Source organism: Methylobacterium sp. Leaf469, assembly GCF_001424745.1.
GTDB lineage: Bacteria > Pseudomonadota > Alphaproteobacteria > Rhizobiales > Beijerinckiaceae > Methylobacterium.
This window is the reverse complement of record NZ_LMRE01000023.1, coordinates 404105-426426: the sequence shown is the minus strand read 5'-3', so window position 1 is coordinate 426426 and position 22322 is coordinate 404105. Positions and strand designations below refer to the sequence as shown.

Here is a 22322-nt window from a genome sequence, read left to right as displayed (position 1 = left end):
CCGTCCTCCGAGCCGCCCCGTCCCCGACGCCGCCCGACGTCGTCACAGATCACTCCGGGGGCGTGCGCGCGCACGTGACCCTTCATGCGATCCGAAGGTACAGCGATCGCATTCTTGGGTTCGAGGACCTGTGCGACGGCCTGGAAGACCAGGACACCGTGGACGTCATGCGGTCCCAGTCCGGCCCGAGCGTCAGCAACAGCGAGCAGCATCAAACTCATCCAGCGCAGGCCGCACTTCTTGACGAAGTGGGCTGCCGACGAGCGCACCGGATCACGATAGATCCCGCGGGCCCGGATGCGCCGGCCCCAGCGCCGCTCGATCGTGTCGTCGAGCGCCAGATCAATGACTGGGCATCTTCGGGCCATGGCCGGGCATCGCGAAAAGGAGGTGCGCCCCCCTCTACCCCCGCCCGCAAGGAATGCCTTTAGCGGGTTTAATCCGTCCTTAAGCGACTTCCGTAAGCCGATCGACGGTTCGGCCGTGCAAGGCCTCGAACCTTTCGAGGAACGCCGCTTTCGCTTCCGCCGGGGGCATGCAGGCAACTCGAATCCTGGCAGGCCGGATCCCGGCGGCTCGCACCCACCGATCCGTACCGGCGGGCATGAGCTGAGCTTGCTCGGCTGCGAGGACGGCAAGATCCGCCTGCTTGACGGCGCGCGGCATGGGGCGTGGCACACCGTAGCGGATGAAGATGGCCTCCTCCACGGCCAGCTCGATCGCCTTGTACTGCGGTAGCATCTGCTTGAGCGGCCTGGTGATGTCGCCGACGAAGGCTTCGGCGGCGTCGTGCATCAGGGCGGCGAACGCATGTTCCGGCACGGCGTCGCTCACGTAAAGGCAATGCTCTGCCACGGAGTAGAAGTCGCGGCACTGCCCGGCATACCGGCACAGCATCGACAAACCGTGCGCGATGTCCTCGATCGTGAAGTCGCAAGATGCGGGGTCAAGAAAGTCAAGCTCGACGCCGCTACGCAGCATGATCCGTGGCTTGTCAGCCGCCACGACCGCTGTCCAAATCATTCCGATGTCCCCCGCCCGAATACGGCAGATAGTACTCCTGGCCGACGAAGCGCCCAAACGCCGCCGCTGTCCCTGTGAGGATCGGTGATGTCCTGAAAAAAGGCGCCAGCCGGTAACCGTGCAGTTACCCGCCACGCTTGGGCGCCCAGCTTACGGATCGACCTAGGTTGCACTGCAAAATTTCTCAGGTGGCCGTTGCATCCGGCGGTGCACACGTATACCCCATCTACATGCGTCATATTATCGTTCTGAGCGGTCAGATTGCATCCGGCAAATCAACGCTTTGCTCCCAGCTACGCCATCGACTTAAGGCGCATGTACTGTCAACGCGTGTTTTATTGAAACATGTTCTTCAAAAAAATGCATCCGCCGAGCGATCAGATCTGCAGTCGGTCGGTGCCAACTTGGATGCTGAAACGAAGGGCCGATGGGTTGTCGACGCGTTGCGCGAGCGGGAGGACGGGTTTCCCGCTGATGCCGTTGTCGTGCTCGACAGCGCTCGGACGCGCGACCAAATAGAGTGTCTCAGGGAAGCCTACGGCGAGCGGGTGCGGCACGTTCACCTGAAGGCTGCATGGTTCGTGCGCGCGAGGCGATACGATGCCCGCCGAGAGATGACCTTCGAGGATACGTCGTTCGATCGGGCATCGGAAGATGAGACAGAGCGGGCGGTTTCCGAACTCGCGAAGGTGGCGGACGTGGTGATCGCCACCGACACGCTGGACGGACCGGGCATCCTCGCGCGCGCCGTCGCTGGGCTCGGCCTGCTGCCCGGCCGACCCAAGCAACTGGTGGACGTAGTCGTGGGGGCGCAGTACGGCAGCGAGGGCAAGGGCAACATCTGCGCCTACCTTGCCGGGCGGTACCGAGTGCTAATGCGGGTCGGGGGCCCGAACGCGGGGCACATGGTGGCCGATCCCCGCTACAAGTACGTCCAGCTGCCCTCAGGGACCCAGTCGAACGAGACTGCCCAGATCTTGGTCGGCGCCGGGGCGACGCTGTGGCTGCCGCAGCTCCTAAAGGAGATCGCCGATTGCCGCCTGGGGCCAGATCGTCTCTCGATCGATCCTCAATCCATGATCATCGAGCCCAACGACCGTGAGATTGAGGAGCAGGGGTTGGAGGTCATCGGCTCCACGAAGCAGGGAGTCGGCGTCGCCACGGCGCGAAAGATCCTGAACCGGGGCGTCACCCCGCAATTCGGCGCGCCCGTGCGCCTCGCGCGCGACGTGGCAGAACTCAAGGATTTCGTTCGCTGCACCAAGCTTGAGCTTGAGAAGGCCTATGCCGCAGAGAGCCTGATCATGCTGGAAGGCACGCAAGGGACCGACCTCAGCCTACACCACGGGCCTCACCCCCATGTGACCTCGCGCGATACGACCGCCTCCGGCTGCCTCGCCGACGCCGGGATAGCGCCGCACCGCGTCCGGAGGGTCATCATGGTGACGCGGACCTATCCGATCCGTGTGGGAGGCACCTCCGGCCCTATGATGCGGGAAATCGACGCCGAGACGATCGCCACGCGGTCGGGCGTGCCGTTGAAGGACATACGCAAGACCGAGGTTGGGACCGTGTCGGGCAAGGCGAGGCGGATCGGCGAGTTCGATTGGGAGCAGCTTCGCCGTGCCGCGGTCCTTAACGGGGCGACCGACATCGCCCTCACCTTCGCGGATTACTTGGACGCGGCCAATGCGACTGCGACTGGTTTCGAGCAGCTTTCGGACGCGACGAAAGAGTTCGCCGGCGAGGTCGCCTTGGTCGCAAATGCCCCGGTGACCCTGATTTCGGTCGGGTTCGGCACGCCGATCATCGACACAGGATTCGACTGATGACTCCCGACGATCTTGTCCGCAAATATCCCCGGTTGTGGCACATGGCTGAGGACGGCAGCTGGCAGTCCATCGTTGATCATGGCCTGCTCAGCACGTCCTCCCTTCTCGACCTCTACCAAGTCTCCGGAGAGGAGCGAGAGGCGATCGAAAGGCGTCACAGGCCTGAATCCGTTGAGATCTCGCGGCCCGGCTTGCCGGGGGCCGTCGTGCGTGACCAGAAGCCGATGTCCGAGGCCGTGCTGCTGCGCCGCCTCGACGAGATGACGCCGACGCAATGGTATGCGTCGCTTAACTCCCGCGTCTTCTTCTGGCCGGAGCTGTATCGCCTTCACGGCTTGCTCAATGCGGGTCCCTACCGCGATGCCGCTCAGACCGTGCTGACGCTTGACACGCGAAGCGTGGTCGACGTCTACGGCGCGGTGATCGAGCTCAGCCCAATCAACAGCGGCTCGACGATCATGGCCGCGGCCCGCCGCGGCCCGCTGACGTTCAGCCGGATCGTCGATTATCCGGGCGAGCCAAAGCGTCGCGGAAAGCCCGGGGAGCGCAACGTCGCCGAAATTGCCGTGCCCGACCGGGTCGCGCCGATCCTCGATCATGTCCTCACCGTGCACCGCGTGAAGGATGGCGCGATCGTGGAAGAGCTATGGCGGAGCCCGCGTGCTGGGCCCAGCGATGGGACGCCGGATCAGTTCCGGAAGAAGGCGCGCTAGGACGCGTCCACTCCCCAAGTTCTAGCGGGCTTGGCAGCACCACTATCCTCGTTTCCTCTGGCGCCGTAGCATGATCGAGAACCCGTGGCTGGGATGTAAATCGATCCCACGAGGATGCCGGGTCTGGCACTCGTCATCCTTCCCGTGATCCAAGGACCCGGGTCGGCACCCTCGCTTTCCGCAGCAGGTCCGCGACGTGGCTCGTGGGATTTACGATCCCGGTCAGGCGCAGCCCCGTATCTGGAGGAAGGCGGTCGAGCAGCTCGCGCAAGTTGGCTAGGGGCGTTGATGCGTCGAGGTCGATCCAGGTTGAGGCATCGCCCGGCACAAGCGCACTCGGCAAGGTCGTCGTGGCCCCGACATGCAGTTGGACGATCCAGAGGCGTGCGCCGTCGTGCACCCACTCGAAGCGAACCGGGCCAAGCCTCTCAGCAGCGGTCCGGAAAGCCGCCTGGACCGCTTCGCGGACTGACGTGGGCAGCGCTTCCGGCAGCAGCTCGCCGAGCATCAGGCGATCTCCCTCGCCCGAGCGCCCCTCGATTATGAGCTCACCGTCCCCGCCGACGATCGCCGCGCCTGAGTGGCGCGCTGGGACCGCATCCTGCCTCAGGACCGAGGCGATGCGGTCCCCGTCCGGATCCTCTTCGGATAGGAGCCGGTACGGGTCTCGCCACCCCTTGAACGTGGAGTACCGTCCCGGCTCGGGCTCAATCGGGCAGGTCCGGATCCACACCTCGGCCTCCCCGGTGCGCAAGCCGAACGAGAACGGGGCGACGCGGCGGCCGATGACCGTTGTCCAGGGAACCGGCAGCCCGGCCTCGTTCGCGACGAGGAGACCGAAGGCTTTGTCGCCGATCATCCGGCTGAACCTGTTCGGCCAGTAGGGCGGGGGCTCTCCCGCATCGGCGGCACCGGTCTCGTATTCCCAGGCCAAGGTATGCCCGCGCTGCCATCCGCGCCGGCCAGGGTGGACGCTGAACTCTAGCCGGCCGCCGCCAGCATCGAGTGCCGGCTCGAAGCCGTAGACGGTTCTCAGGATAGACCTTCCCCAGCCAATAGGCAGAGAGGCGACGCCGGGCTTCTCGACGCAGCGGGGTGTGTCGTCGGGTGCGAACTCGATAATGTCCCCAAGGACCACTCCGGAAACGCCCCCGTCATGGATATCGACAGTTTCGTTGGCGATGACGTGCAGCCCCTCCTTGGCGAGGCCTTCCGCCGCGGCGAGCGCGACCTCTGCGTCCCTTAGTCCATAGATGAACGTCCGGCTCCGGGGGCTGTCCGGCGTGTAGCTCCTGAGGTTAATCGAACCGGATGGACTCCGCGCGAGGAGTTCGCGCAGCGCCGTGGCGGCGTCCGGAAACGGGAAGTCGGGAGTCAGTCCGTCGGTGCGCGAGAGGCGAACCCGCAGGCTGCCCTCAGCAGTTGGGGTAAAGCTCACGAACTGCGCGACGTTGAACCCGCGATCGGCCAAGGCCGCTAGGGACTCGTCCTTATGCAGGCCCATTGTCTGAAACGCTCCGCCGTGCTGCAGACTCAGCCCATCACCCGCAGCGGAATCCGAGGCCGGCTGATCGTTCCTGTGGGATGACGCGGCGTCCATTGAGGCTTCCGAAACTCGGCCAAGCGTACGCGGCCTCGCAGTCGACAATGCGGCATGACGCTTAATAAACTTGCGGGTCGCCGCCGACCTAAGGAACTCACCCAGTAGTGCGAAGGCGTGTTGGATCACGGTCCCTGATAGTTTGCTTACAGTCGTCGACGAGCTCGGACCGGTGGTGCGCCTTCCGTCTTCGACGCCTCGCCGACCCAGCGCGCCGCCACTTTGGGGGGCCTAAACGTCAGATCCTGACCCTCCGGCAACGATGCTCGCTGGCCACTGTCATCGTGCAACCTTGCACACGGGCCGACGTCATCGCCCGGTCGGGGGCGTTGGATCATTCCTGGGCGGCGAGGCCGCCCGAGGAGATGCCATGATGCAGGGTTCTCGATGTGCCTGGGAGGGAAGCCGGCGACGCCGGGCCACACGGCCGAGAACCCCGACGCTCTCCCGGGGCCCAGGGACACCCGATACCGCGCTTAGCTCCTTAGCGTCGTTCCGGACCGCCGCGCCTCGGAGGCTCCCGACCTTCGGGGGCGCCGGTCGACCCATACCTATTCCCAGCCTCGTAGCCAGCCAGGTAATCCCTGTCGCCCGACAGCCGCGGCTTGCCCGAACGGGCGTCACGCATGCCGTCGATACGTCGAGCGGTTGGCGCCGGGCCGGCGAACATCGCGGAAACGCGGGGGTCCATTCCCATTACGACCTCTCAGAAGCCTTCACGCTCGAATTTAGACGCGAAGCTGTTGTTGTGAAGATAACGCAGGATGCGGCTTCGCGCGGTGTTGAACACTCCGACGGGACTTTCATAGCGCTTCCGGGAGTAGCTGCGGGCGTACGGTGTCTCACCGAGGAAGCCCTTGAGGCGTCGGTCCATGTACGCCGGCTCCACCGTGCCGCCCTTGTCCATTCGCATCTGCCCCTCGCGACGCTCCCCGCTGAAGCGCACCACCCACGTTTCAACCTCCGTGACCCCACGGCGGAAGAGCAGATCGCGTGCCGATTCGAGCGTCCCGCCACTCAAGGCATTATCGTCCATGAGCAGCACCTTACCAGTGTCCGCGCGACCCAGTCCCGCGATATCGCTCCAGCACGAGTTAGAAAGGTCGCAGAAATGGTCGCCATCCTGCGACGCCGCCGAGCTGTATCGACCGTGCGAGAGGAAGCCCCACGTCGCCAAGCGCTTCCCAGTAACCTCGGCCGCCACGGCGGCGACGACGGGCAACTCGACACCGCCCCAGAACAGCCCCAGGGCGACCGTGTCGTCTCGCTCCCCGATCCCCTCGACGGCCAGGAGACCGAGAAGGAGGTTCTCGTATGGGTCGTCGGCCTCCCTCCAATTCCGGATGGGCTTATCCGGGTCATACCAATCCGCTGAACGCGCGCGGTTCTCCTCGTCGGACCTCAAGGCCCGAAGCTCGGAGGCGGCCCGAATCGCCCCCGAGATGATCTCCTGCGCGAGGTCGGTGGCCGTGAGTTCGGCATCCCCCAACAAGACCCTGTAGTACGCCTTCACCAGGCCCGTCGCCGCCGATAGCAAGTCACGTTGCTCGGTCTGCCGCCGGTTGTCCCGCCACCTGTGCGCAGCCACGCTGTAGAGAACCAGCCCCAGGTTGCGAGCCTGATCCATGGTCCCGACCAGCAGCTTCCAGCATTTTTCGGTCTTCGACCCGCCCTCGGCACAGGCCCGTACCGCGCCGTCGAACCAAACTTCGCCCAGGAGCCGCCGGAACAGTGCCTCAAGGACCTCGGCCTCGTGGATGTAGTCGTCGGCTTTTTCCCAAGGAGGGATCTGCTTCAGGTTAGCGTAATACGCATCCCCCCGCAGTAGGACCAGGGAGTTGGTGTAGAGTCGGCGCCTGAGGAGCGGGCGGTCGAACGGCATCGCGCCGAGCTTATCGTCGAAATATTCCCTCAACTCCCTGACCAGCATGTCGACGGCGCGGTCGTCCGTGGGCCGGGGGATCTCGAACTCGTAGTAACCCGGATCGAAGCACACCGCTCCCGAGTAGTCGTCGAACATCCGCCGGCCGTCGTCGAGGCCTGCCAGCCTGACCAAGTCGGCCGCCCTCGCATGACGCTTGGGTTCGAGCTTCACCAGGATGCCCTCCGCGGCGCGACGGTTCGACCTCCCGGTCTCTGTCGCCCGCCAATAGTGCTCCCGGACGTAGCTGCGGTTCGCCTCGGTCCAGCGCTCGATGAAGTGGACGTCGCTGGGTACGGCAATGCGCGGCGCGAGAACGTGGTCGGCCGGGACCAAGACAGCGCATTCCGACCCAGACGCGTCCGCCACGCATTCCGGCGGTGCGCCCGGGACGTCGAGCGCCTTACGTGCGGTGGACAGGAGGGACCGAAAGGCGTCCAGCGAAGCATGTTCCGCCTCGCCCATGCGCCTGACGATCAGGAGCGAACGGGGGTCGATGCGTTCAGCTCGCGTCACGGCTGTGAACCAAGCCTCCGATGGTGTTTCCGGCGCGACGACTGTCACTCGGCCCTGCCCATCAAGCGAAGGATTGGCTTCCAGCGTACGGCCCTCCAGTCCCAGGGCGATGTCGGCCCTAGCACAACGATGCCAGATCTGACCGACGAGCTCGGACGGGAGGGCGCCTCCAGCGCCGATGCAGACGAACCCGGCACCAACCTCGGGCACCATCCCCGCCACGTTCACTTCCTCAACTAGCGCCTCTACGATCCCGCGCACCGTCGCCAAGCCTTGGTCGTCGAGTGCTGCGCCGAGCGGCATCGGGACGGTGTCCCGCGGCCAGAGATAAGCACCGGGCGTCACGACACGAAGTAGGACCCCATCCCCCTCGGCGACCCCCTCGGGCGCCCGCATCCACGCGACCACGGCATCGGCGGACCGCGCCTCGCACGCCGTCAGGAATACGAGGACGCCCGCCTTGACCAGCCGGACTACCTCCGCGCGCTCGGGAGTCGATCCTGTAGCCACGGCGGCGCTGACGGCCGGGCTCATCAAGACCGAGGTCAAGACCGTCGCCGGTTCTGGTCCCACCGGCATCGGTAAGGTATCCGCAGGATCTTCCTCGCCGTGCGCCGTGGGCGCCTCGGGCGCCGCCTTTCCGCGGACAGCATTGATAAGGTTTCGCAACATTGCTCGGCCGGCCGCGCCTCCAACTGTCCCGCGCATCTCGGGAGACGTCCGAAGACTGGCTGACCGAGGCATTTTTCAGGCGGTGCGCCGACGTCGTCCCGTCGGCGCCCAAACAATTCCGGCGCCTAGGCGGGATGCCCTTGTGAGAGGGTGCGACCAAGCCGGAAATCGCCGGCCGAAGGTCGGCGGCGGCGAGGGACAGACGGAAGAGGGCAGTCCGCTCCGGCGTGCGCCATTGCCGAAGCGGATGTGCCCACTTCCGATGCATCCATTTCGAAGAGCAGCCCGAGCTGACCTCGTGTAGGTCAAAGAGGGCTGCGGTCGACGAATGCTAGGATGGTGTCCTCGATCCGGTCGATCAACTTCGCCATCGACCCGGCATGCTACCGAAGGGGCGGGAGCGGCTGACGTCAGCGACCTCGTTTTGTGGATGCCTCCAACATGACGTGGTTTTCCGCAACCCTTGGTCCTGAAGCGTTGGACGCGGCATGGCCGGTACAGCGAGAACCAATGCTGGCCAGCACGATTATGCCGGGAACTGCCAACAGGACACCGGCGGCTGCGACGGATGCGGTCGGACCCCCGATCTCGAAGACACCTCGACGTCGGCGAGGGCCGCTATCGGTAGGACTTCGTCGACATCAAACAAAGTACAGGCTGAGGCCTCCGCTTTTCTGCGTAGGGGTTGGGACCCATTCCCGCCCCCCCCCGATCGTCTGTGCATCAAATTAGTACTTAGGACATTTTGACTTCCTTAGCTCCCCCCATCCCCGGGGCCGCCCCCGATGCGGCAGCCCGCCGAGCCGCCGAGCGGGACCGCCGGATTGCCCTCGGGCGTGCCCGTCCCGCGCCGGCCATGACGGTCGCCGCCGGGTCCGGATCCGGCAACGGCGGTCCCCCGGACCTCACCCCGCTCGCCGAGCTGTCCGCGATCGGGGAGCTCCTCTACGGCGACTGATGGACGACGGACGTGGCCCGAGATCTCGGGGTCGACGCCCGCGAAGTCCGGCGCATGAAGTCGGGGCAGGCTTCCGTGAAGCCCAGCGACGTCGCCTTCATGCGCGGACGCGCTCGGAAGCGGGCGCAGGCAATCCTCCGCCTTGTCGGCGACGGCCTCGATGCCGGCCCGGGGCCCAAGCGCGATCCCAATGCCATCCGGGCAGCCTTCGAGGCGACGATCGCGGCCGCCGGCGGGACCTAAGGCAGCTTCCGGATCACGGGGATCCCCGACCGCGGGCAACCCGGCAGGGACGCCATCCAGAGGGGCGATCCGAGAGCCAGCGTGAACTTCCCGATGGCGTCGACGTCCTTCACGGTGCCTTCGATCCAGCCCTGCTCGGCGAGGTCGACGCCGCGGTACTCCCCCGTCGTCGACGCGTCGCCGTCGGCCGTGCAGCGCAGGACCCACCGCGTCGTCCATCGGGACCGCGTCGCGACGAGGACGGCCGCGACGGTCCCGCCGGCCCGGGTCCGCTCGGACACCTCCACCCGAAACCGCTCGACCGGGAACGGGGCCGGCTCCGGCGCCGGGGCGGCTGCCAGCGCGGCGAGGAGGACTAGGGTCACGGTCATAGGGTCACCGTCAGGAAGGGGTCGAAGGAGGGGTTCTCGCCCGCGTGGCCGCGGGGGTTCGAGAGCACGCGCGTCCGGCCAAGGACGTAGTCCCGCGACCGATGGACGTGACCGTGGATCCACAGGTCGGGCGCATGCGGACTCTGCATCAGGCTCTCCATGTCCGAAGCGTAGGCCGCGTCCGTCGGCTCCTCGACCCGACCCCCGAGGAGGCTGCGGGCGGAAGGCGCATGGTGTGTGACGACGATGCGCAGGCCGACGGTGGGCTCGGACAGGACTCGTTCCAGGCGGTCGCGGTGCTCGGCATGGAGCGCCGCGGCTTGCGGCGTGCGGAACGCCGAGGGCATGCCCGCCCGGTCCAAGGTCTGGATCCTCCTGTGATCCCGCATCCCGCGTTCCCGGTCGCCGCACTCGGACATTGCGTACGCCCGGGGCCACCTCGGCTCCCCGATGGCGTAGTCGGTCCACATCGTGGCGCCGACAACCTGGATGCCGTCGACGTGGAACCACTGCCCCGCTTCGAGCAGCCTGATCCCGACGGCGATGGCGACCTCGTGGGCGTGGGCGAGCTCGCGCGGGTGCCGGGTGCCGTAGAAATCGTGATTCCCGGGGATGTACGCGACGTGCCGGGCGCGGGGGACGACGTGCTCAACGAGCCAGGGAATGGACCGCCGCGTCAGGCCGTTGGCGATGTCGCCGGCCACGATTGCGAGGTCGACCCGAGGCCCCGGCGGCGGCGTCCACGGCGCCGCGTCAACGTGCAGATCAGACATGATCCAGATCGTCGTCATCGCCCCGTCCCCCTTCGATCCACGCCGTGCCGTCCGCCTCGAACCATGCGGCCGCCCCTCCCGAGACGCGCCGCCCCTCGTCTCCCGCCCGGAATCCCGGCGTGTCCAGCCGGTACCGCAGCCTATCCGACCCGACCGGCCGCGCCAGGTCGGCGAGCTCGCCCCGGGCCCAGGCCACGACTTCCCGCGAGCCCCGGTCGAGGCACCGGACCCGTCCCGCCTCGCTCGCTCGAAGGACAACGCCCACTAGGCAGACGCTCGCCCGATGCCCCACGACCCGGCCGCCGACCCGGACGCTCCAGGCCCGTCGGCGGCGGTGGCGGTAGACGTCAGCCAGCACGACGGCTCCGCTCCCAGTCATCCTGGCAAGCATCGCAGCGGATCTGGTGCCACGGTCCTGGACGATGCCCGCCCGGCGCCCCGCACCTCTCGCAGACGACTGTCGACAGGACCGTGGCAGCTTCAACGAATACATTGATCTGGCCCCGGATAGGCTTGGGTATAGATTTAAAATACCATCTGAGCTCGGCAAACTTTGACTTGATCTGCGAGCTCTCGACTCCATCGAGGAGGTCCTCGACCTGGAGGGTTTCCGCCACCGCGCGGGCCAGCGCCTGCCATGGGACGTCGACCTCGACCGCTCCCTCGAACAGGCGGCCGAAGGCGGCTTCGAGGTCTTCGACGCCCTCGTGCATGTCCGCCGGCACCAGGCCGCCCGACGGGCTGTACCGCTCGGAGCGGATCGCCACGAGCCGGGCAGCCAGGCGGGCGACGGAGCTGACGAACGCGGGGGCCCACCGGTCGACGGAGTCGGCGCCGTACGTCCGGCCATCGTCGGGCGGGGGGCGCGTCGCCTCGATCCCCTCGGCGTAGACCTGCACGCGGGGGCTGCCGTCCAGCGGGTCGGCCTCGCTGATCCGGAGGCCGGGCTGGGCGCCGTAGAGCCTGATCAGGTACCCGGAGAGCTCACGGGCGGCGCGACGGGAACGCGGGTTCATGATGGTCTCCATGGGCGAGGGCGGGCGGGGGGCAGGCGTGGGACGGCGCGGAGGAAGGCCACCGCGGCGGAGCCCTCGGCGAGGGCGATGTCGGGGGCGCGATCGCCGTCCTCGACGAGGCGGACCAGAGCCGAGATGTAGGCGTAGACGCCGACGGCGAGGGTGCCATCGACCGCCTCGTCCAGGACCGATGTCTCGACGGACTCCCGGAGGGACCGGAGTGCAGGAAGAGCCACGGCCGACCCCCTCAGTGCGCGAACCGCCTGTCGGATCGCAGGGCAACGATACGCTCGACGGCCCTCTTCAGCGGCCGGATCGACCCGCCCCGCCATGCCCCGAGGCTGGCCATCTCGGCATCGTCCAGGTCCGCCAGCCACCGGCCGTCGGCCATCTCAGCGCGCATGCCGTCGACGATGGCGCGGGCGATCACGGGCAGGTCCTGGCGCCGCGGCGGCGGAAGCTCGATGACTGTGAAGCGATCGAGGAGCGGACCGCGTAGCGAGGCCACGTCGTTGGCCGTGGCGATCAGGCTGACGCCGCTGATGTCCACGACACCATCGATGCCCAGGTCGAAGAACCTGCGCCTCGCAGCGATTTCGCCGACGGAAATCAGGCCCTCCCTGAGCGACCCGTTGTGCCCCCCAGTCGCCCCCGCCTTGTCGAGCTCGTCGAGGGTCACGATCCCGTTCCCGCAGCCATGGTCCATGAGGAGCTGCGTGAAGATCGACGGCCGGGCCGACGACCACTGCTTGGATGTCCCCAGGGCGCTGGCGTCGGAAATTCCGGCGCATCCATAGACGATGCTGGGCACGCCCAGGCCGTCCGCGAGGTCCTGTGCCAGTGCCGTCTTCCCACCGCCGGGCAGGCCGACGAGGAGCAGGTTGGGCAGGCTCACCGTCTCTCGGCCGGCGAGGACCGACAGGACCCGCGAGATGGGCTGGACCAGCCACGGCCGCCGGGCCGTGAGGCTGCGGCCGAGCTCCTCCAGATTCGGCATGAGCCGCAGCGGCAGCCTCTTGCCGGCGAGCTCCTTGGCCTGCCCGGTGTGCTTCTTCCCGGACCCGGCCTCGGGGATCACGACGACGCCAGGCGCCGCCCGCTGCGCCGCGGCGGCGAGCGCCAGGATGTCCGCCGCTGGCACGGGCTCGCGCTCGTCTTCCCCGGCCGGGGGCAGGTCCTCCAGCGCTGCGAGGTCCGACGGAGGCCGGGCGACGTCGGCGAGGGTGCGGAGGAGATCCCTGGCGTTGGCGCGCCCGAACGACCAGCCGACCTGAAGATCGTTGCCGACATCACGCTCCGGGAGGTCCCGGCTGCAGAGGGACGCCATGTGCAGGAGCGTGACGACGACCTCGCGCAGGGGGACTGGGTCGGAGTGGGCGACGTAGAGGTAGCTGTGGACAGCGTCGTGGAGGATAGCCACGGCCCGACCGGCGGCCGCCGGATTCCCGAACAGGGCGCCGTAGATCGTCGCGCGATCGGCGATCTCGCCGACGAGGTCCTCCGTGGTGATCGAGGGCTCGAACGCCGCGATGTGCGCCAGGCATGCGCGCTCCACGGCGTGGGCCGTCTCGACCCGCGGGACCTCGCCGAACGTGACAAGGGCGGCGAGGACGGCTTGCGGCAGCCGCTCGCGCTCGGGTGACGCCACGAGGTCGGAGGCCCAACGGGTCGCGTCGGCGGTCGGGGAGTCCTGCCACGGGGCGGCGCCTCCGATGAGCTCCTCGACGGTGGGGACGCGGTCGGACGGGATGGCCATGGCCCGACGGTGACGGGCTTCGCTGGCAGAGTACGTGGCGATGCGGACGCGGCGGCGATCGGCGCGCGACTGGTCGTCGGACATTGGGGAAGCTCGCTCTGAAACAGGATGGCAGGCGGGCGCCGAGCTAGGGGCTCAGGCGGCGGCGGCTATCCGTTTCAAGGTGCGAGCAGCGGTCACGGGGGCAGTCCTTCCGGTGAGTCCTCAACCTGCCCGACGGGCCCGCCCCGTGCAACAGGAAGCCGCCCCAATGGTGAAGATATCCCTGGGCTTCGCGGCGCCCGGGCGTCCCGTGGCGAGTCAGCCTCGTGCAAGCGAAATCGTGGTCCCGGCCAGTGCCGAATCGTTTGAGCTGGTATCCTCCCGCCGGATCGAGGGAGACACGTCATGGGGATCGAGCAGGCCGCGGCCGCGCACCAGGCGCGCTGGGCATTCTATCGGATCCCGGCGCCGGCCCGGGCCGCGTTCCGTCGGCGCGCCACGGACGCCCGCTGCGGGGAGCCTGCGGCCGTGTCCGCATTTGCGGCGGTCGGCATCACCGGACTGATGGTCGCCACCGTCGAGCTCTTCGACACCGTCGCGGCCGCGCTCGCCTCAGTCCCTGAGGATGCCCGCCCCGGGGCCGAGGTGGACCTGTTCGGTCAGGCGCTGTCCGGAGGCCCGGCCTGATGGGCGAGCTCACCGTCTGGGTCTGCTCCCTCGCCTCAGTCGTCCTCGTTGGGATGGTGCTGATCGTGGCCGTCGTCGCCTCCTGGGAGAACCCCCGCACCGGCGAGATGGCCCAACTCCGCGAGGCCCTCGGCCGTCAGCGCAAGACAAGGACTTGAGACCATGACCGCGCGCATCCCCGCCACGGACAAGGGCACCGCCGACCGCATCGAGGCCGACGACGGCGGATACTGGGTCCGCCTCGTCACATGGCAGGCCCTCGATCGCGAGGGTACCTGCATGCAGCACTGCGTCGGCGACGGTGGCTACGACGACCTGGTCGGCGGCGAGGACCTGCACGACGACGCCATCTGGTCCCTGCGCGATCGGGATGGGCTCTCGATCCTCACCGTCCGGATCCGGCACCGGGAGCTGAACTACGCCAAGGGCCCGTTCAACCATGCTCCCGGCCGCGGTGCCTCGATGCAAGTCCGGCACCTCGTGGCCGCGTTCAAGGCCGTTGGTAGGTGTCTGGATGTCTCCACCTGCGAAACCGAGATCGTCCTGCTCGAAGACGGGCGGACGTTCCGGCATGACCGACTGCCGCCCGAGGTCCAGGCCGAGCGGGATGCAGCGCTGCAGCAACGTGGACCGATGAGGCTGTCCCCCTACCAAGCCGAGATCACGTGGCTCATGGATGACGGAGCGGGACCTGCATCAGGGTTCGATCCCTTCGCCACAACCGCCAGGGAGTCAGACCCAGTTGTCCGCGTGTGGGCCACGTTCGAGAGCGGTGGCCATACCTACGTGACTCGATCGGGGATCCGGTTCACCGCCCCCTTCAATGCCTTTGGGATTGTCTCGGCGGAAACCCGCCGCGAAGCCTTCCTACAGCGGTACCGCGCCGCCGTCGGCGCCCCGTCGGCCGCCCCGCCGTCCGGGTCCCGCCTTGGGGAGGTCATGGCTAGGTCGCCGTCCGGATCCGGAGGTCACCCTGGCGGCGGCGGCGGTGGAGGCTACGTCGCTTATGAGCGCGCAACGTTCACGGCGGAATGGGTTCAGGTTCAGGACCTGCAGGGCCGGATCCTCGGCCCCGCCCCGCGCGCCCTCCCATGGTCAGAGGACTGCCTAACCGATCCATTCATCCGGATCGATCCGCACCCTGACGCTCCCGGGCACGGGGCCGGAGGTGGGGGCGGCCGTATCGAGATCCTCGGGGAAACGAACGTCCTCGGCTTCGGCAGGACCTGACATGAAGCAGTCCACGATCGACGACATCGCCGGCGGGGCCGCTTGGACGGTCGAGAAGGTCATCGCCGAGAACCCCGGGGACACCCCGGCGGAGCGGACGGCCCGGCTCCAGCGGGAGCTCGCCCAGTGGATCGCGCACGCCGTGAAGCGGGAGGTCATCAATGACCGGCGCCGGGTGGGGAGAAGGCGGGGATGAGCAAGAATGCGTGGGTTGAATGCTGCAGCAGGACACCTGTAACGCGCTTCTTGTAATATACCCGAAGCTATAAATAAGATCTAAGCTAAGGCTCGTACTGAATAATTCGGGAAGTATAGCCTAGGGTATACGGTAGCCTTTTTCAGGCGCACGTCGGGCGCACGTGCGCCTGCGGCCCATGCCCGGGGCGGGTCCCGGGCGTGCAAATCGCCGCGTCCAGGGATCGACTCCCGCTCCGAAATGTTCTCATTCTGTTCTCATGAGAGAATCAGCGGAGGCGATCTTGGACGAGCTGGAACAGACCTACCTGGAGGCCTCCGACGGAGACGCCCGGGACGCCCTGCGGCGGGCGCTGGGGGACGCCCTGACGGAGATGGCCTCCCTGTCGGGACAGGTCGGCCGGGGCTTCGTGCGGGCCCAGCGGCTGGCCGACCTGGCGCGGAAGCTCGGCCCGGACCGGCGGGCACGCGAGGCAGCCAGGGGCTAGGCGTGGTGGTCGGGATCGACCTGGGCGGGGAGCTTCCTCAAGTCCGCGAAGCACTGGTAGGGCCGCGTGAAGTCCGTGGTGCCCCAGACCACGCGACGGTCGACCCGGCGATCCTCAAGGATGTAGGCGCGGTCGAGTTTCATCTGCTCGACGAGGGCCCGCCTCTCCGGTCCGGCCGGGGTCGTGAGGATGCCGCCGCGCTGCGAGATCTCGTGCAGCCTCGCGCGCCGCTCCGGAGGGGTCGGGTCCTTCCGGAGCGCCAGGTACAGGAGGTCGTGGACCTCGCGGGAGAGCTCCATGTCTCGGGCGGATACGGGCGTCTGCACATCGATGTATGATCCCATGTCCAGGTTGAGGGGGCGCTAAGCCGATCGCTCGCATTCGACTGATCGGGCGGAGGGCGGGACGGCGGACGCGGGACGCCGGGGGCCCATCAGGCTTCCGATGGGGATCTCGGCGTAGAGCGCCTGGAACCGGTCCTCGTGCTCGTCCCCGAAGGCGAAGGTCAGGATGAAACCCCACGCCATCGCCGAGCACATCGGCTGAGACTTCGCCCGGGCCATCTCGATGCATGCGCTCAGCAGCATGGCGTTCGTCACCCGCCCGCCCCATTGGCCCCAAACGCCGACGTTGCACATGTTGCGCAGCCAGGGGTCATCCTGATCGTCCGCCCAGGACCGGATGGCGTCCCGCATCGTCCTTCGCAGTTGGGCGCGGTCGGCCATCGTCAGGGCGGCGAAGACCCGGGTGCCGGTCTCCTCGTAGAAGGAGTCAGGCGGGAATTCGTGGGTGTGGTAGGTGGCGTTGATGTGGTCGAGGTAGTCCATGGCCGGGCTCCGTGCGGTTGCGTCGGAGGCAAATTCGGCGAGCCGCATTGCCCAAACCCTAACGGGCGCTGGGACCCGGGAAGGTTCGGTTAACCGGACATGGACGCCGGGTGCCGGGACGGCGGAAGACGCCGGGTATTTTTTGCAGGAATTTTGCGGGTGCCCGCGTCGGGATCCTGGTTGGAGCTGTCGTCGCGGGGGAGGACGCTCTTCCTGCGACCAGCACGGACGGGGCCCCGAGCCCCGAAACCCGCGTCGCCGACCACCCCGCCGGACACCGTCCGAGTGGGGTCGAAACGTGCGTATCTGTCCCCATAACTGTCCCCCTAATCCGGGGGCGGGTGCGCGGTGGGGTCGTCTCCCTAGGGAAAAAGTGGTGGGCCCGGCAGGACTCGAACCTGCAACCAGACCGTTATGAGCGGTCGGCTCTAACCATTGAGCTACAGGCCCGACTTATCGGTTCAGCCTATGCCTTCCCATCCGCGCGGGGAACGGGGGCCGATGCTTCTGGCTATCGCGAAGTCGGCCGCTCGGCAAGGCTGGATTGCGTCGGACCGCCGAGACTCGATTGCGCTCCGTTCGGCAGGCTTCAGCTCCGCCGATCTCCTACCTAAACGAGCACCTCGGCCAGAATGGATGGGATCTCGTTCGGGATTTCCCGGGCGAGGTAGCCGATCCCGCCATAGCGGCGTCCGAGGCGGCGACCGGCTTCGCCGTGAACGTACACGCTCCACAGGGCGGCCGTTTCCGGTCCGGCGCCGCGGGCAAGGAGCCCGACGATGATGCCGGCGAGCGTGTCCCCCGATCCGGAGGTCGCCAATCCGACATGTCCCGTCTCGTAGCACCATGCGCGGCCGTCGGGGGCGACGATGTGAGTCCGGCCGCCCTTCATGATCGTCACCGTTCCGAAGCGCTCCGTCGCTTGGCGTGCCGCGGCGAGGGGATCGGCCTCGATCGCCTCGCGCTCCAGGCCGAGGAGCTGGGCCATCTCGCCGGCATGCGGGGTGATGATCGCAGGTTCCCTACGCGTGCGGGTCAGGTCGGTGTCGGCACGGAGCGCGATCAGGGCACCGGCATCGAGGACGATGGCGACGTCCCTCGCCTTGTGAACGAGTGCGGTGGTCACGGCCTCGGTATCCGCGTCCTCGGCCATGCCGGGTCCGATCAGAACCGCATCGCTGGATGCCGCACGCGATGCGAGGCCGTCGGCGCAGGCCCGGCCGATGCCGCCATCCTCGGTCTGTGGCAGGCCGACCACCAAGGCTTCCGGGACGACGAGTCCCATCGGGATCGCGAGATCGCGGCAGACCGCGAGTTGCAGCTTTCCGGCACCGGCGCGCAGGGCCGCATTGGCGGCGAGAAGTACCGCGCCGGGAAGGCCGGTGCAGCCCGCCGTGATCAGCACACGACCGCGACTGTCCTTGCTGTCGCCGTCCGGCTCGGGCGGGGCCATGCTCCGGAGCAGGTGCTCGGTGACTGGCGTGACGGCCTGCATGGATCGATCCTCCATCGTCGCCGCGAAAACTATTGCACGGCGTCGGTGTCCGGTTCGGAGGTAACGGGGGCGCCGTCCGCCTCAAGGGGTGCGACGAAGTTGTAGCGCACCAGCGCGAGACCGCTGCCGGGCGCTGCCGACGCCGAGAAGGCGTACTCGGTCACCCCACAATTCGCTACGTCGCCGTCCGCGTCGATGCTGAGGATCCCATCCTCGGTCATCTCCTCGAGAAGATACCGCAAGCACAGCACCACGACCTGATGTGCGACGAGAAGCACCCGGCGGCCATCGTGATGGAGCGAGATCGTATCGAGGGCGCTGCGCAGGCGCAGGATCACGTCGCACCAGCTCTCGCCGCCTGGGGGGCGGTGGTAGAACTTTCCGAGGTCGCTCCGGAGTGCGGCCTGCTCGGGATGGTATCGCTCGATGCCGGCGCGTGTCAGGCGATCGAGGATACCGAATTCCTTCTCCCGCAGGCGCTCGTCGACGAGAAGCGGTGGTGCCGCCGCCGCGAGGCCGCCCGCCCCCCTGATCGCTTCGGCGGTCTCGACCGCACGACGATAGGGCGAGGCGAGGAGCAGATTCGGGCGCTCGTCCTCGGGCAAGGCCGCGAACCAGCGGCCGACGGCACCGGCCTGCCGATGTCCGAGGGCGCTCAAGGGGACGTCGACATCGCGCTCGGGGATGTCGATCCGGGCTGCGCCCGTCGCCTGTGCGGCATCCCGGGCGACGTTGCCGGAGCTTTCGCCGTGGCGGACGATCCAGAGCCGAAGCGGGTGTCCCTGTGGCACGGAAATCTCCGGAGCGCCGATCGGTTAGACCGAGCGCAACGCCCCGCCAGTGGCCACGTTCCGGCCGGGTGCCGCCCTGGTTCCCGGGCCGCCGGCCTCTTCGCCCCGCAGGGTTGCCCATGGCTTGATGCGCGATGCTCGCGTGGCGGCGAGGGCAAAGTGTCACAAGATCACCAACGGGCAAGATCACCAACGGGATGGAAGGTGCGGCTCAGCGTCATCGTGGTTCTGATCGCGCATACGCAACGGGTTGGCATGAGCAGAGTTGTCGAAGAACCACGTGCCATCAAGGCGCAGTTCACCGCAGTAACTTGGCCATAGCCGCCATCGTCGTAAGGAAAGCGTCCGATGACCATCGATGCACGAGCGATCTACGTCACGGCCCTCAAGAATACCCACGCCCTGGAGTTGCAGGCGCTCCAGATCATGGAGCGGCAGGTCGAGCGCCTCGAGAACTATCCGGAAATGGAGGTCGCTCTCCGCCGCCACATCGAGGAAACCCATGGCCAACGCGACCGGTTGGAGGAAGCTCTCTCGTCCCTGTCGGAAACGCCGTCTGCCCTGAAGGAGGGATTCCTTGGATTCGTCGGCAACATGATGGCCATCGCTCACGTGCCGGCCCAGGACGAAATCCTCAAGAACACCTTTGCGAACCAAGCCTTCGAGAATTTCGAGATCGCCGCCTATACGTCGCTTCTCACCATCGGCGAGGCTGCCGGCCAGAGCGCGCACAGGTCGGCTTTCACGTTGTCCCTCCAGCAGGAGGAAGGCATGGCCAAGGCCGTCGCCGCCCTCGTGGCGCCGACGACCCAGCGCTACCTCGAACTGACCCTGAGCGGTGCGACTGCGAGCCGGTAGCGCTCGCGCGTGGGGAAGACAGCCTGGCGGCCCGGGTCGACCCGGCAAGGGTCCGGACGTCTCGGAGCGGTGTCTACCGACGTGGGATCGGCCCCGAGCCTTCGAGGCCTTTCCCGTTTCGGGAAATCCGGGTGCCATGACGATACGTGATGATAACCGAGCCCCGGCATTCTCGCTGCGAGCCAAGTTGCGTACCGGCTCCTGTTGCGTAAGCACGCCCCGTCGACCCGTGATCCGATCGGGCGGCGGGGCTGTCGCGTGATTCGACGGTGCCGTTGCGTCTCGAACCGAGCTTCGTCGGCCGAGATCACCGTGTGCCGAGTTTGGGCGCTGCGCCTGTCCGACCTGTTTGTCCGACGTGGTCACGCTCGATCAGATCTCTCACGGACGCCAGCACGGTGTTCTGGTGAAAATGATGAAGCATATGGCCGGCGCCCGGCACCCAGTCGAAGTGCGCGCGCGGGATCGCTTGCGCCGCCAGAGCGCCGTGGAGGGCGTTGTTGACAACTAGGTCGGCGGTGCCCCCGAGGATATGAACCGGCACCTTGCAGGTTCCGTAAGCGGCCGCGGCGCGGGTCAGCGCCGTCCAGACACTGACGGCATCCTCCCCTTCGGCGATCATCCGCTCCGACCCGCTCGCCAGCGCGAACGGAAAGCGTTCGGCAACCGAGGACGGCATGGCCTGAGGCAGGAAGATCGCGCGCCATAGGAGCGGCAGCAGGGCAGGGTCGGCCGATCCCGCGAGCAATGGCCCCAGAACCTCTCCGAGGCCGGGCGTGAACCGCGGCCCGAAGAGCACCTGTTCCAGACGCATCTCCGGGAAGCACAGCGGCGCGAGGGCGAGGATTCCGGCCGTCTGTTCCGGAAATCGCAGGGCGTGGCACAACGCGACGGTGCCCCCGAAGGAGTGACCGATCAGCAACGGGCGGTCGACGCCGATGGCCGCCATCGCATCCCGGATCATCTCCGCTTGGCGCCAGGGTGAGGCATCGACGAGCCGCCGCCGCGCACTCATCCCATGGCCTGGTCGATCCACCGCGATGACGCGATAGTGCTGGGCCAAGGTCGGCACGAGGGCGAGCCAGGAATCCTCCAGGGCCATCAATGTCCCGTGGATGAGGACGATGGCGGGGCCCTCCCCCGCCTCCGCATAGGCGAGGGTGCGACCCTGGCCCAGGTCGACGACCCGGCGCGCCACAGCCCGGTCGGCCGTCGAAGGTTGAACGGGTGGCGGGGATGGCAGGCGTTGTGCGGTCGCCCTCATCTCAGGACCGTCGGCCGGTGGAACGCGGCGCCACCAGAGCCGTCGCGGCAAGGCCGAGACCGACTGCGCCGGCGATCAGCGCGACCGGGTGAAGGCTGGCACGGGTATAGGCGCTCGTTCGCATGACGTAGCCGGGCTGATCGCCCCTCGCATGACCGGTGTCGTCCTGCTCCGGTCCGTGGAGCGTGCCCGCCGGACGTCTCGGGCGGCCGGGCCGCTGCTGAAAGGCGACGATGGCCGGGGCGAGGAGATCGAACGCGCCGGGCGCGAATTCCTTGCTGGCCGCGAACACCTTGCCGGCGCCACCGACGAAGACGTCGCGCTGCGGATGCACGGCACAGTGCAGGATTGCGTTTGCGACCTCTTCCGGCGGGTAGACCGGCGGGGGCAGCAACGGTTCGCGGTTCATGTAGTTGCGGGCACGCCGTGGCAGGGGCGTGTCGATGGACGTGGGCTTGATCAAGCTTACCGAGACCGGAGTGCCGACGTGTCGCAATTCCATGCGCAACGCATCGGTAAAGCCTTTCACTGCATGCTTTGTCGCCGAGTACATTCCTTGGAACGGGAAGGCGAGATCGGAGGCGACGCTGCCGACATTGATGAGCGCTCCACCCCGCCGCCCGAGATGCGCGACGGCGACGAGGGAGCCATAGACGGTGCCCCAGAGGTTGGTCTGCACCAGTCGGGCATGATCTGCGTCGGACACCTCCGTCAGCGGACCGTAGATGGTGACGCCGGCGACGTTGACCCAGGTGTCGAAGCCTCCGAACGTCGCGACCGCCATTTCTGCGATCGTCTCGACATCGGACCGCACACCGACATCCGCCACGACGGAGACCGCACGTCCGCCGCTTGCCTCGATCTCCGACACGATTGCGGCGAGGGCCGTGCCGCTGCGGGCCGCGAGCACGACGCGCGCGCCGCTCTTCACGGCCATGCGGGCCGTGGCGAGGCCGATACCGGACGAGGCGCCGGTGATGACGATCACCTGATCGCGCAGGGCCTTATGCTTCATCTACCGTTCCTCCGCTTCGGTGGGTGCCAGCGAGGGCCCCTATCGGAAGGCCTACGCGCGGGAGTCGGAGGCGTTGCGGACAACGACGGGCTTGCG

Annotated in this window: 23 protein-coding genes and 1 tRNA gene; 9 read left to right on the top strand and 15 right to left on the bottom strand. The window is 67.6% G+C overall.

Features of this window, described 5'->3' with window-relative positions; translation table 11 throughout:
- Positions 1-447: 447 nt before the first annotated feature.
- On the bottom strand, positions 448-1005 hold the full coding sequence (locus ASG60_RS13235) for a hypothetical protein (protein WP_244476657.1): 558 nt from the start codon (positions 1003-1005) through the stop codon (positions 448-450).
- A 248-nt stretch (positions 1006-1253) separates the two neighbouring features.
- Between ASG60_RS13235 and ASG60_RS13230 the strand changes: the two genes are divergently transcribed.
- On the top strand, positions 1254-2852 hold the full coding sequence (locus tag ASG60_RS13230; protein ID WP_056386116.1) for an adenylosuccinate synthetase: 1599 nt from the start codon (positions 1254-1256) through the stop codon (positions 2850-2852).
- Positions 2852-3568: a hypothetical protein gene (locus ASG60_RS13225; RefSeq protein ID WP_056385947.1), complete on the top strand. Its 717-nt coding sequence runs from the start codon at positions 2852-2854 to the stop codon at positions 3566-3568. The genes ASG60_RS13230 and ASG60_RS13225 overlap by 1 nt, the downstream gene beginning before the upstream one ends.
- A 133-nt stretch (positions 3569-3701) precedes the next feature.
- Here ASG60_RS13225 and ASG60_RS13220 read toward each other — a convergent pair whose 3' ends face one another.
- Positions 3702-5072 carry a hypothetical protein gene (locus tag ASG60_RS13220; protein ID WP_056386113.1) on the bottom strand — a complete coding sequence of 457 codons (1371 nt, stop codon included), beginning with the start codon at positions 5070-5072 and terminating at the stop codon, positions 3702-3704.
- 802 nt (positions 5073-5874) lie between these two features.
- Entirely contained in the window at positions 5875-8154 is a 2280-nt protein-coding gene (locus ASG60_RS13215; protein ID WP_162244795.1) for a hypothetical protein, read from the bottom strand.
- 1093 nt (positions 8155-9247) lie between these two features.
- On the opposite strand from ASG60_RS13215, the gene ASG60_RS23170 reads away from it, so the two are divergent.
- Entirely contained in the window at positions 9248-9478 is a 231-nt protein-coding gene (locus ASG60_RS23170; RefSeq protein WP_056385943.1) for a hypothetical protein, read from the top strand.
- Here ASG60_RS23170 and ASG60_RS13205 read toward each other — a convergent pair.
- From ASG60_RS13205 to ASG60_RS13180, 5 genes are all read right to left on the bottom strand, one after another.
- A complete protein-coding gene (locus ASG60_RS13205; protein WP_056385941.1) occupies positions 9475-9849 on the bottom strand; it encodes a hypothetical protein in 375 nt (124 codons plus the stop codon). The two genes, ASG60_RS23170 and ASG60_RS13205, sit on opposite strands and share 4 nt — an antisense overlap.
- Positions 9846-10622, bottom strand: a complete 777-nt coding sequence (locus ASG60_RS13200; RefSeq protein WP_056385939.1) for a metallophosphoesterase — start codon at positions 10620-10622, stop codon at positions 9846-9848. The genes ASG60_RS13205 and ASG60_RS13200 overlap by 4 nt, the downstream gene beginning before the upstream one ends.
- A 347-nt stretch (positions 10623-10969) precedes the next feature.
- Positions 10970-11650, bottom strand: a complete 681-nt coding sequence (locus ASG60_RS13190; protein ID WP_210168495.1) for a hypothetical protein — start codon at positions 11648-11650, stop codon at positions 10970-10972.
- A complete protein-coding gene (locus tag ASG60_RS13185) occupies positions 11635-11874 on the bottom strand; it encodes a hypothetical protein (protein WP_056385935.1) in 240 nt (79 codons plus the stop codon). Before ASG60_RS13185 ends, ASG60_RS13190 begins: the two co-directional genes overlap by 16 nt.
- Positions 11875-11885: 11 nt before the next feature.
- Positions 11886-13478, bottom strand: a complete 1593-nt coding sequence (locus ASG60_RS13180) for an AAA family ATPase (RefSeq protein ID WP_056385933.1) — start codon at positions 13476-13478, stop codon at positions 11886-11888.
- Positions 13479-13781: 303 nt separating this feature from the next.
- Here ASG60_RS13180 and ASG60_RS13175 point away from each other — a divergent pair, with 303 nt between their 5' ends.
- From ASG60_RS13175 to ASG60_RS13160, 5 genes are all read left to right on the top strand, one after another.
- Positions 13782-14063 (top strand): hypothetical protein, encoded by a 282-nt coding sequence (locus ASG60_RS13175; protein WP_056385931.1) that lies wholly within the window; start codon positions 13782-13784, stop codon positions 14061-14063.
- Positions 14063-14221 (top strand): hypothetical protein, encoded by a 159-nt coding sequence (locus ASG60_RS22760; protein WP_156398891.1) that lies wholly within the window; start codon positions 14063-14065, stop codon positions 14219-14221. The genes ASG60_RS13175 and ASG60_RS22760 overlap by 1 nt, the downstream gene beginning before the upstream one ends.
- A 4-nt stretch (positions 14222-14225) precedes the next feature.
- Positions 14226-15293 carry a hypothetical protein gene (locus ASG60_RS13170; protein ID WP_056385929.1) on the top strand — a complete coding sequence of 356 codons (1068 nt, stop codon included), beginning with the start codon at positions 14226-14228 and terminating at the stop codon, positions 15291-15293.
- A 1-nt stretch (position 15294) separates the two neighbouring features.
- Complete coding sequence (locus tag ASG60_RS13165; protein ID WP_056385927.1) at positions 15295-15489, top strand: hypothetical protein; 195 nt, start codon at positions 15295-15297, stop codon at positions 15487-15489.
- 283 nt (positions 15490-15772) lie between these two features.
- The gene (locus tag ASG60_RS13160) at positions 15773-15976 is read left to right on the top strand and encodes a hypothetical protein (RefSeq protein ID WP_244476656.1); all 204 of its coding nucleotides are present in this window, start codon (positions 15773-15775) and stop codon (positions 15974-15976) included.
- Here ASG60_RS13160 and ASG60_RS13155 read toward each other — a convergent pair.
- The 5 genes from ASG60_RS13155 to ASG60_RS13135 form a co-directional block, all read right to left on the bottom strand.
- A complete protein-coding gene (locus tag ASG60_RS13155) occupies positions 15973-16275 on the bottom strand; it encodes a hypothetical protein (protein ID WP_056385923.1) in 303 nt (100 codons plus the stop codon). The genes ASG60_RS13160 and ASG60_RS13155 overlap by 4 nt on opposite strands.
- 63 nt (positions 16276-16338) lie before the next feature.
- Positions 16339-16803, bottom strand: coding sequence for a hypothetical protein (locus ASG60_RS13150; RefSeq protein WP_056385921.1), 465 nt, complete (start codon positions 16801-16803; stop codon positions 16339-16341).
- A gap of 374 nt (positions 16804-17177) precedes the next feature.
- Positions 17178-17253, bottom strand: a tRNA-Ile gene (locus tag ASG60_RS13145).
- 160 nt (positions 17254-17413) lie between these two features.
- Positions 17414-18298, bottom strand: a complete 885-nt coding sequence (locus ASG60_RS13140) for an NAD(P)H-hydrate dehydratase (protein WP_056385920.1) — start codon at positions 18296-18298, stop codon at positions 17414-17416.
- A 29-nt stretch (positions 18299-18327) separates the two neighbouring features.
- Positions 18328-19089, bottom strand: a complete 762-nt coding sequence (locus ASG60_RS13135; RefSeq protein ID WP_056174028.1) for a histidine phosphatase family protein — start codon at positions 19087-19089, stop codon at positions 18328-18330.
- A 348-nt stretch (positions 19090-19437) separates the two neighbouring features.
- On the opposite strand from ASG60_RS13135, the gene ASG60_RS13130 reads away from it, so the two are divergent.
- On the top strand, positions 19438-19947 hold the full coding sequence (locus tag ASG60_RS13130) for a ferritin-like domain-containing protein (protein WP_056385918.1): 510 nt from the start codon (positions 19438-19440) through the stop codon (positions 19945-19947).
- A 307-nt stretch (positions 19948-20254) separates the two neighbouring features.
- Here the strand turns inward: ASG60_RS13130 and ASG60_RS13125 are convergent, their stop codons facing one another.
- Positions 20255-21145 carry an alpha/beta hydrolase gene (locus ASG60_RS13125; protein WP_244476655.1) on the bottom strand — a complete coding sequence of 297 codons (891 nt, stop codon included), beginning with the start codon at positions 21143-21145 and terminating at the stop codon, positions 20255-20257.
- Between the two features lie 67 nt (positions 21146-21212).
- Complete coding sequence (locus ASG60_RS13120; RefSeq protein ID WP_056385916.1) at positions 21213-22226, bottom strand: SDR family oxidoreductase; 1014 nt, start codon at positions 22224-22226, stop codon at positions 21213-21215.
- Between the last annotated feature and the right edge of the window lie 96 nt (positions 22227-22322).

Bases quoted from the DNA above. Each gene is read 5' to 3' on its own strand.
- ASG60_RS13155 (WP_056385923.1), bottom strand. From the start codon at position 16,275: ATGGAGCTCTCCCGCGAGGTCCACGACCTCCTGTACCTGGCGCTCCGG.
- ASG60_RS13140 (WP_056385920.1), bottom strand. From the start codon at position 18,298: ATGCAGGCCGTCACGCCAGTCACCGAGCACCTGCTCCGGAGCATGGCC.
- ASG60_RS22760 (WP_156398891.1), top strand. From the start codon at position 14,063: ATGGGCGAGCTCACCGTCTGGGTCTGCTCCCTCGCCTCAGTCGTCCTC.
- ASG60_RS13180 (WP_056385933.1), bottom strand. From the start codon at position 13,478: ATGTCCGACGACCAGTCGCGCGCCGATCGCCGCCGCGTCCGCATCGCC.
- ASG60_RS13220 (WP_056386113.1), bottom strand. From the start codon at position 5,072: ATGGGCCTGCATAAGGACGAGTCCCTAGCGGCCTTGGCCGATCGCGGG.
- ASG60_RS13170 (WP_056385929.1), top strand. From the start codon at position 14,226: ATGACCGCGCGCATCCCCGCCACGGACAAGGGCACCGCCGACCGCATC.
- ASG60_RS13165 (WP_056385927.1), top strand. From the start codon at position 15,295: ATGAAGCAGTCCACGATCGACGACATCGCCGGCGGGGCCGCTTGGACG.
- ASG60_RS13190 (WP_210168495.1), bottom strand. From the start codon at position 11,650: ATGGAGACCATCATGAACCCGCGTTCCCGTCGCGCCGCCCGTGAGCTC.
- ASG60_RS13130 (WP_056385918.1), top strand. From the start codon at position 19,438: ATGACCATCGATGCACGAGCGATCTACGTCACGGCCCTCAAGAATACC.
- ASG60_RS13175 (WP_056385931.1), top strand. From the start codon at position 13,782: ATGGGGATCGAGCAGGCCGCGGCCGCGCACCAGGCGCGCTGGGCATTC.
- ASG60_RS13150 (WP_056385921.1), bottom strand. From the start codon at position 16,803: ATGGACTACCTCGACCACATCAACGCCACCTACCACACCCACGAATTC.
- ASG60_RS13200 (WP_056385939.1), bottom strand. From the start codon at position 10,622: ATGTCTGATCTGCACGTTGACGCGGCGCCGTGGACGCCGCCGCCGGGG.
- ASG60_RS13120 (WP_056385916.1), bottom strand. From the start codon at position 22,226: ATGAAGCATAAGGCCCTGCGCGATCAGGTGATCGTCATCACCGGCGCC.
- ASG60_RS13225 (WP_056385947.1), top strand. From the start codon at position 2,852: ATGACTCCCGACGATCTTGTCCGCAAATATCCCCGGTTGTGGCACATG.
- ASG60_RS13230 (WP_056386116.1), top strand. From the start codon at position 1,254: ATGCGTCATATTATCGTTCTGAGCGGTCAGATTGCATCCGGCAAATCA.
- ASG60_RS13205 (WP_056385941.1), bottom strand. From the start codon at position 9,849: ATGACCGTGACCCTAGTCCTCCTCGCCGCGCTGGCAGCCGCCCCGGCG.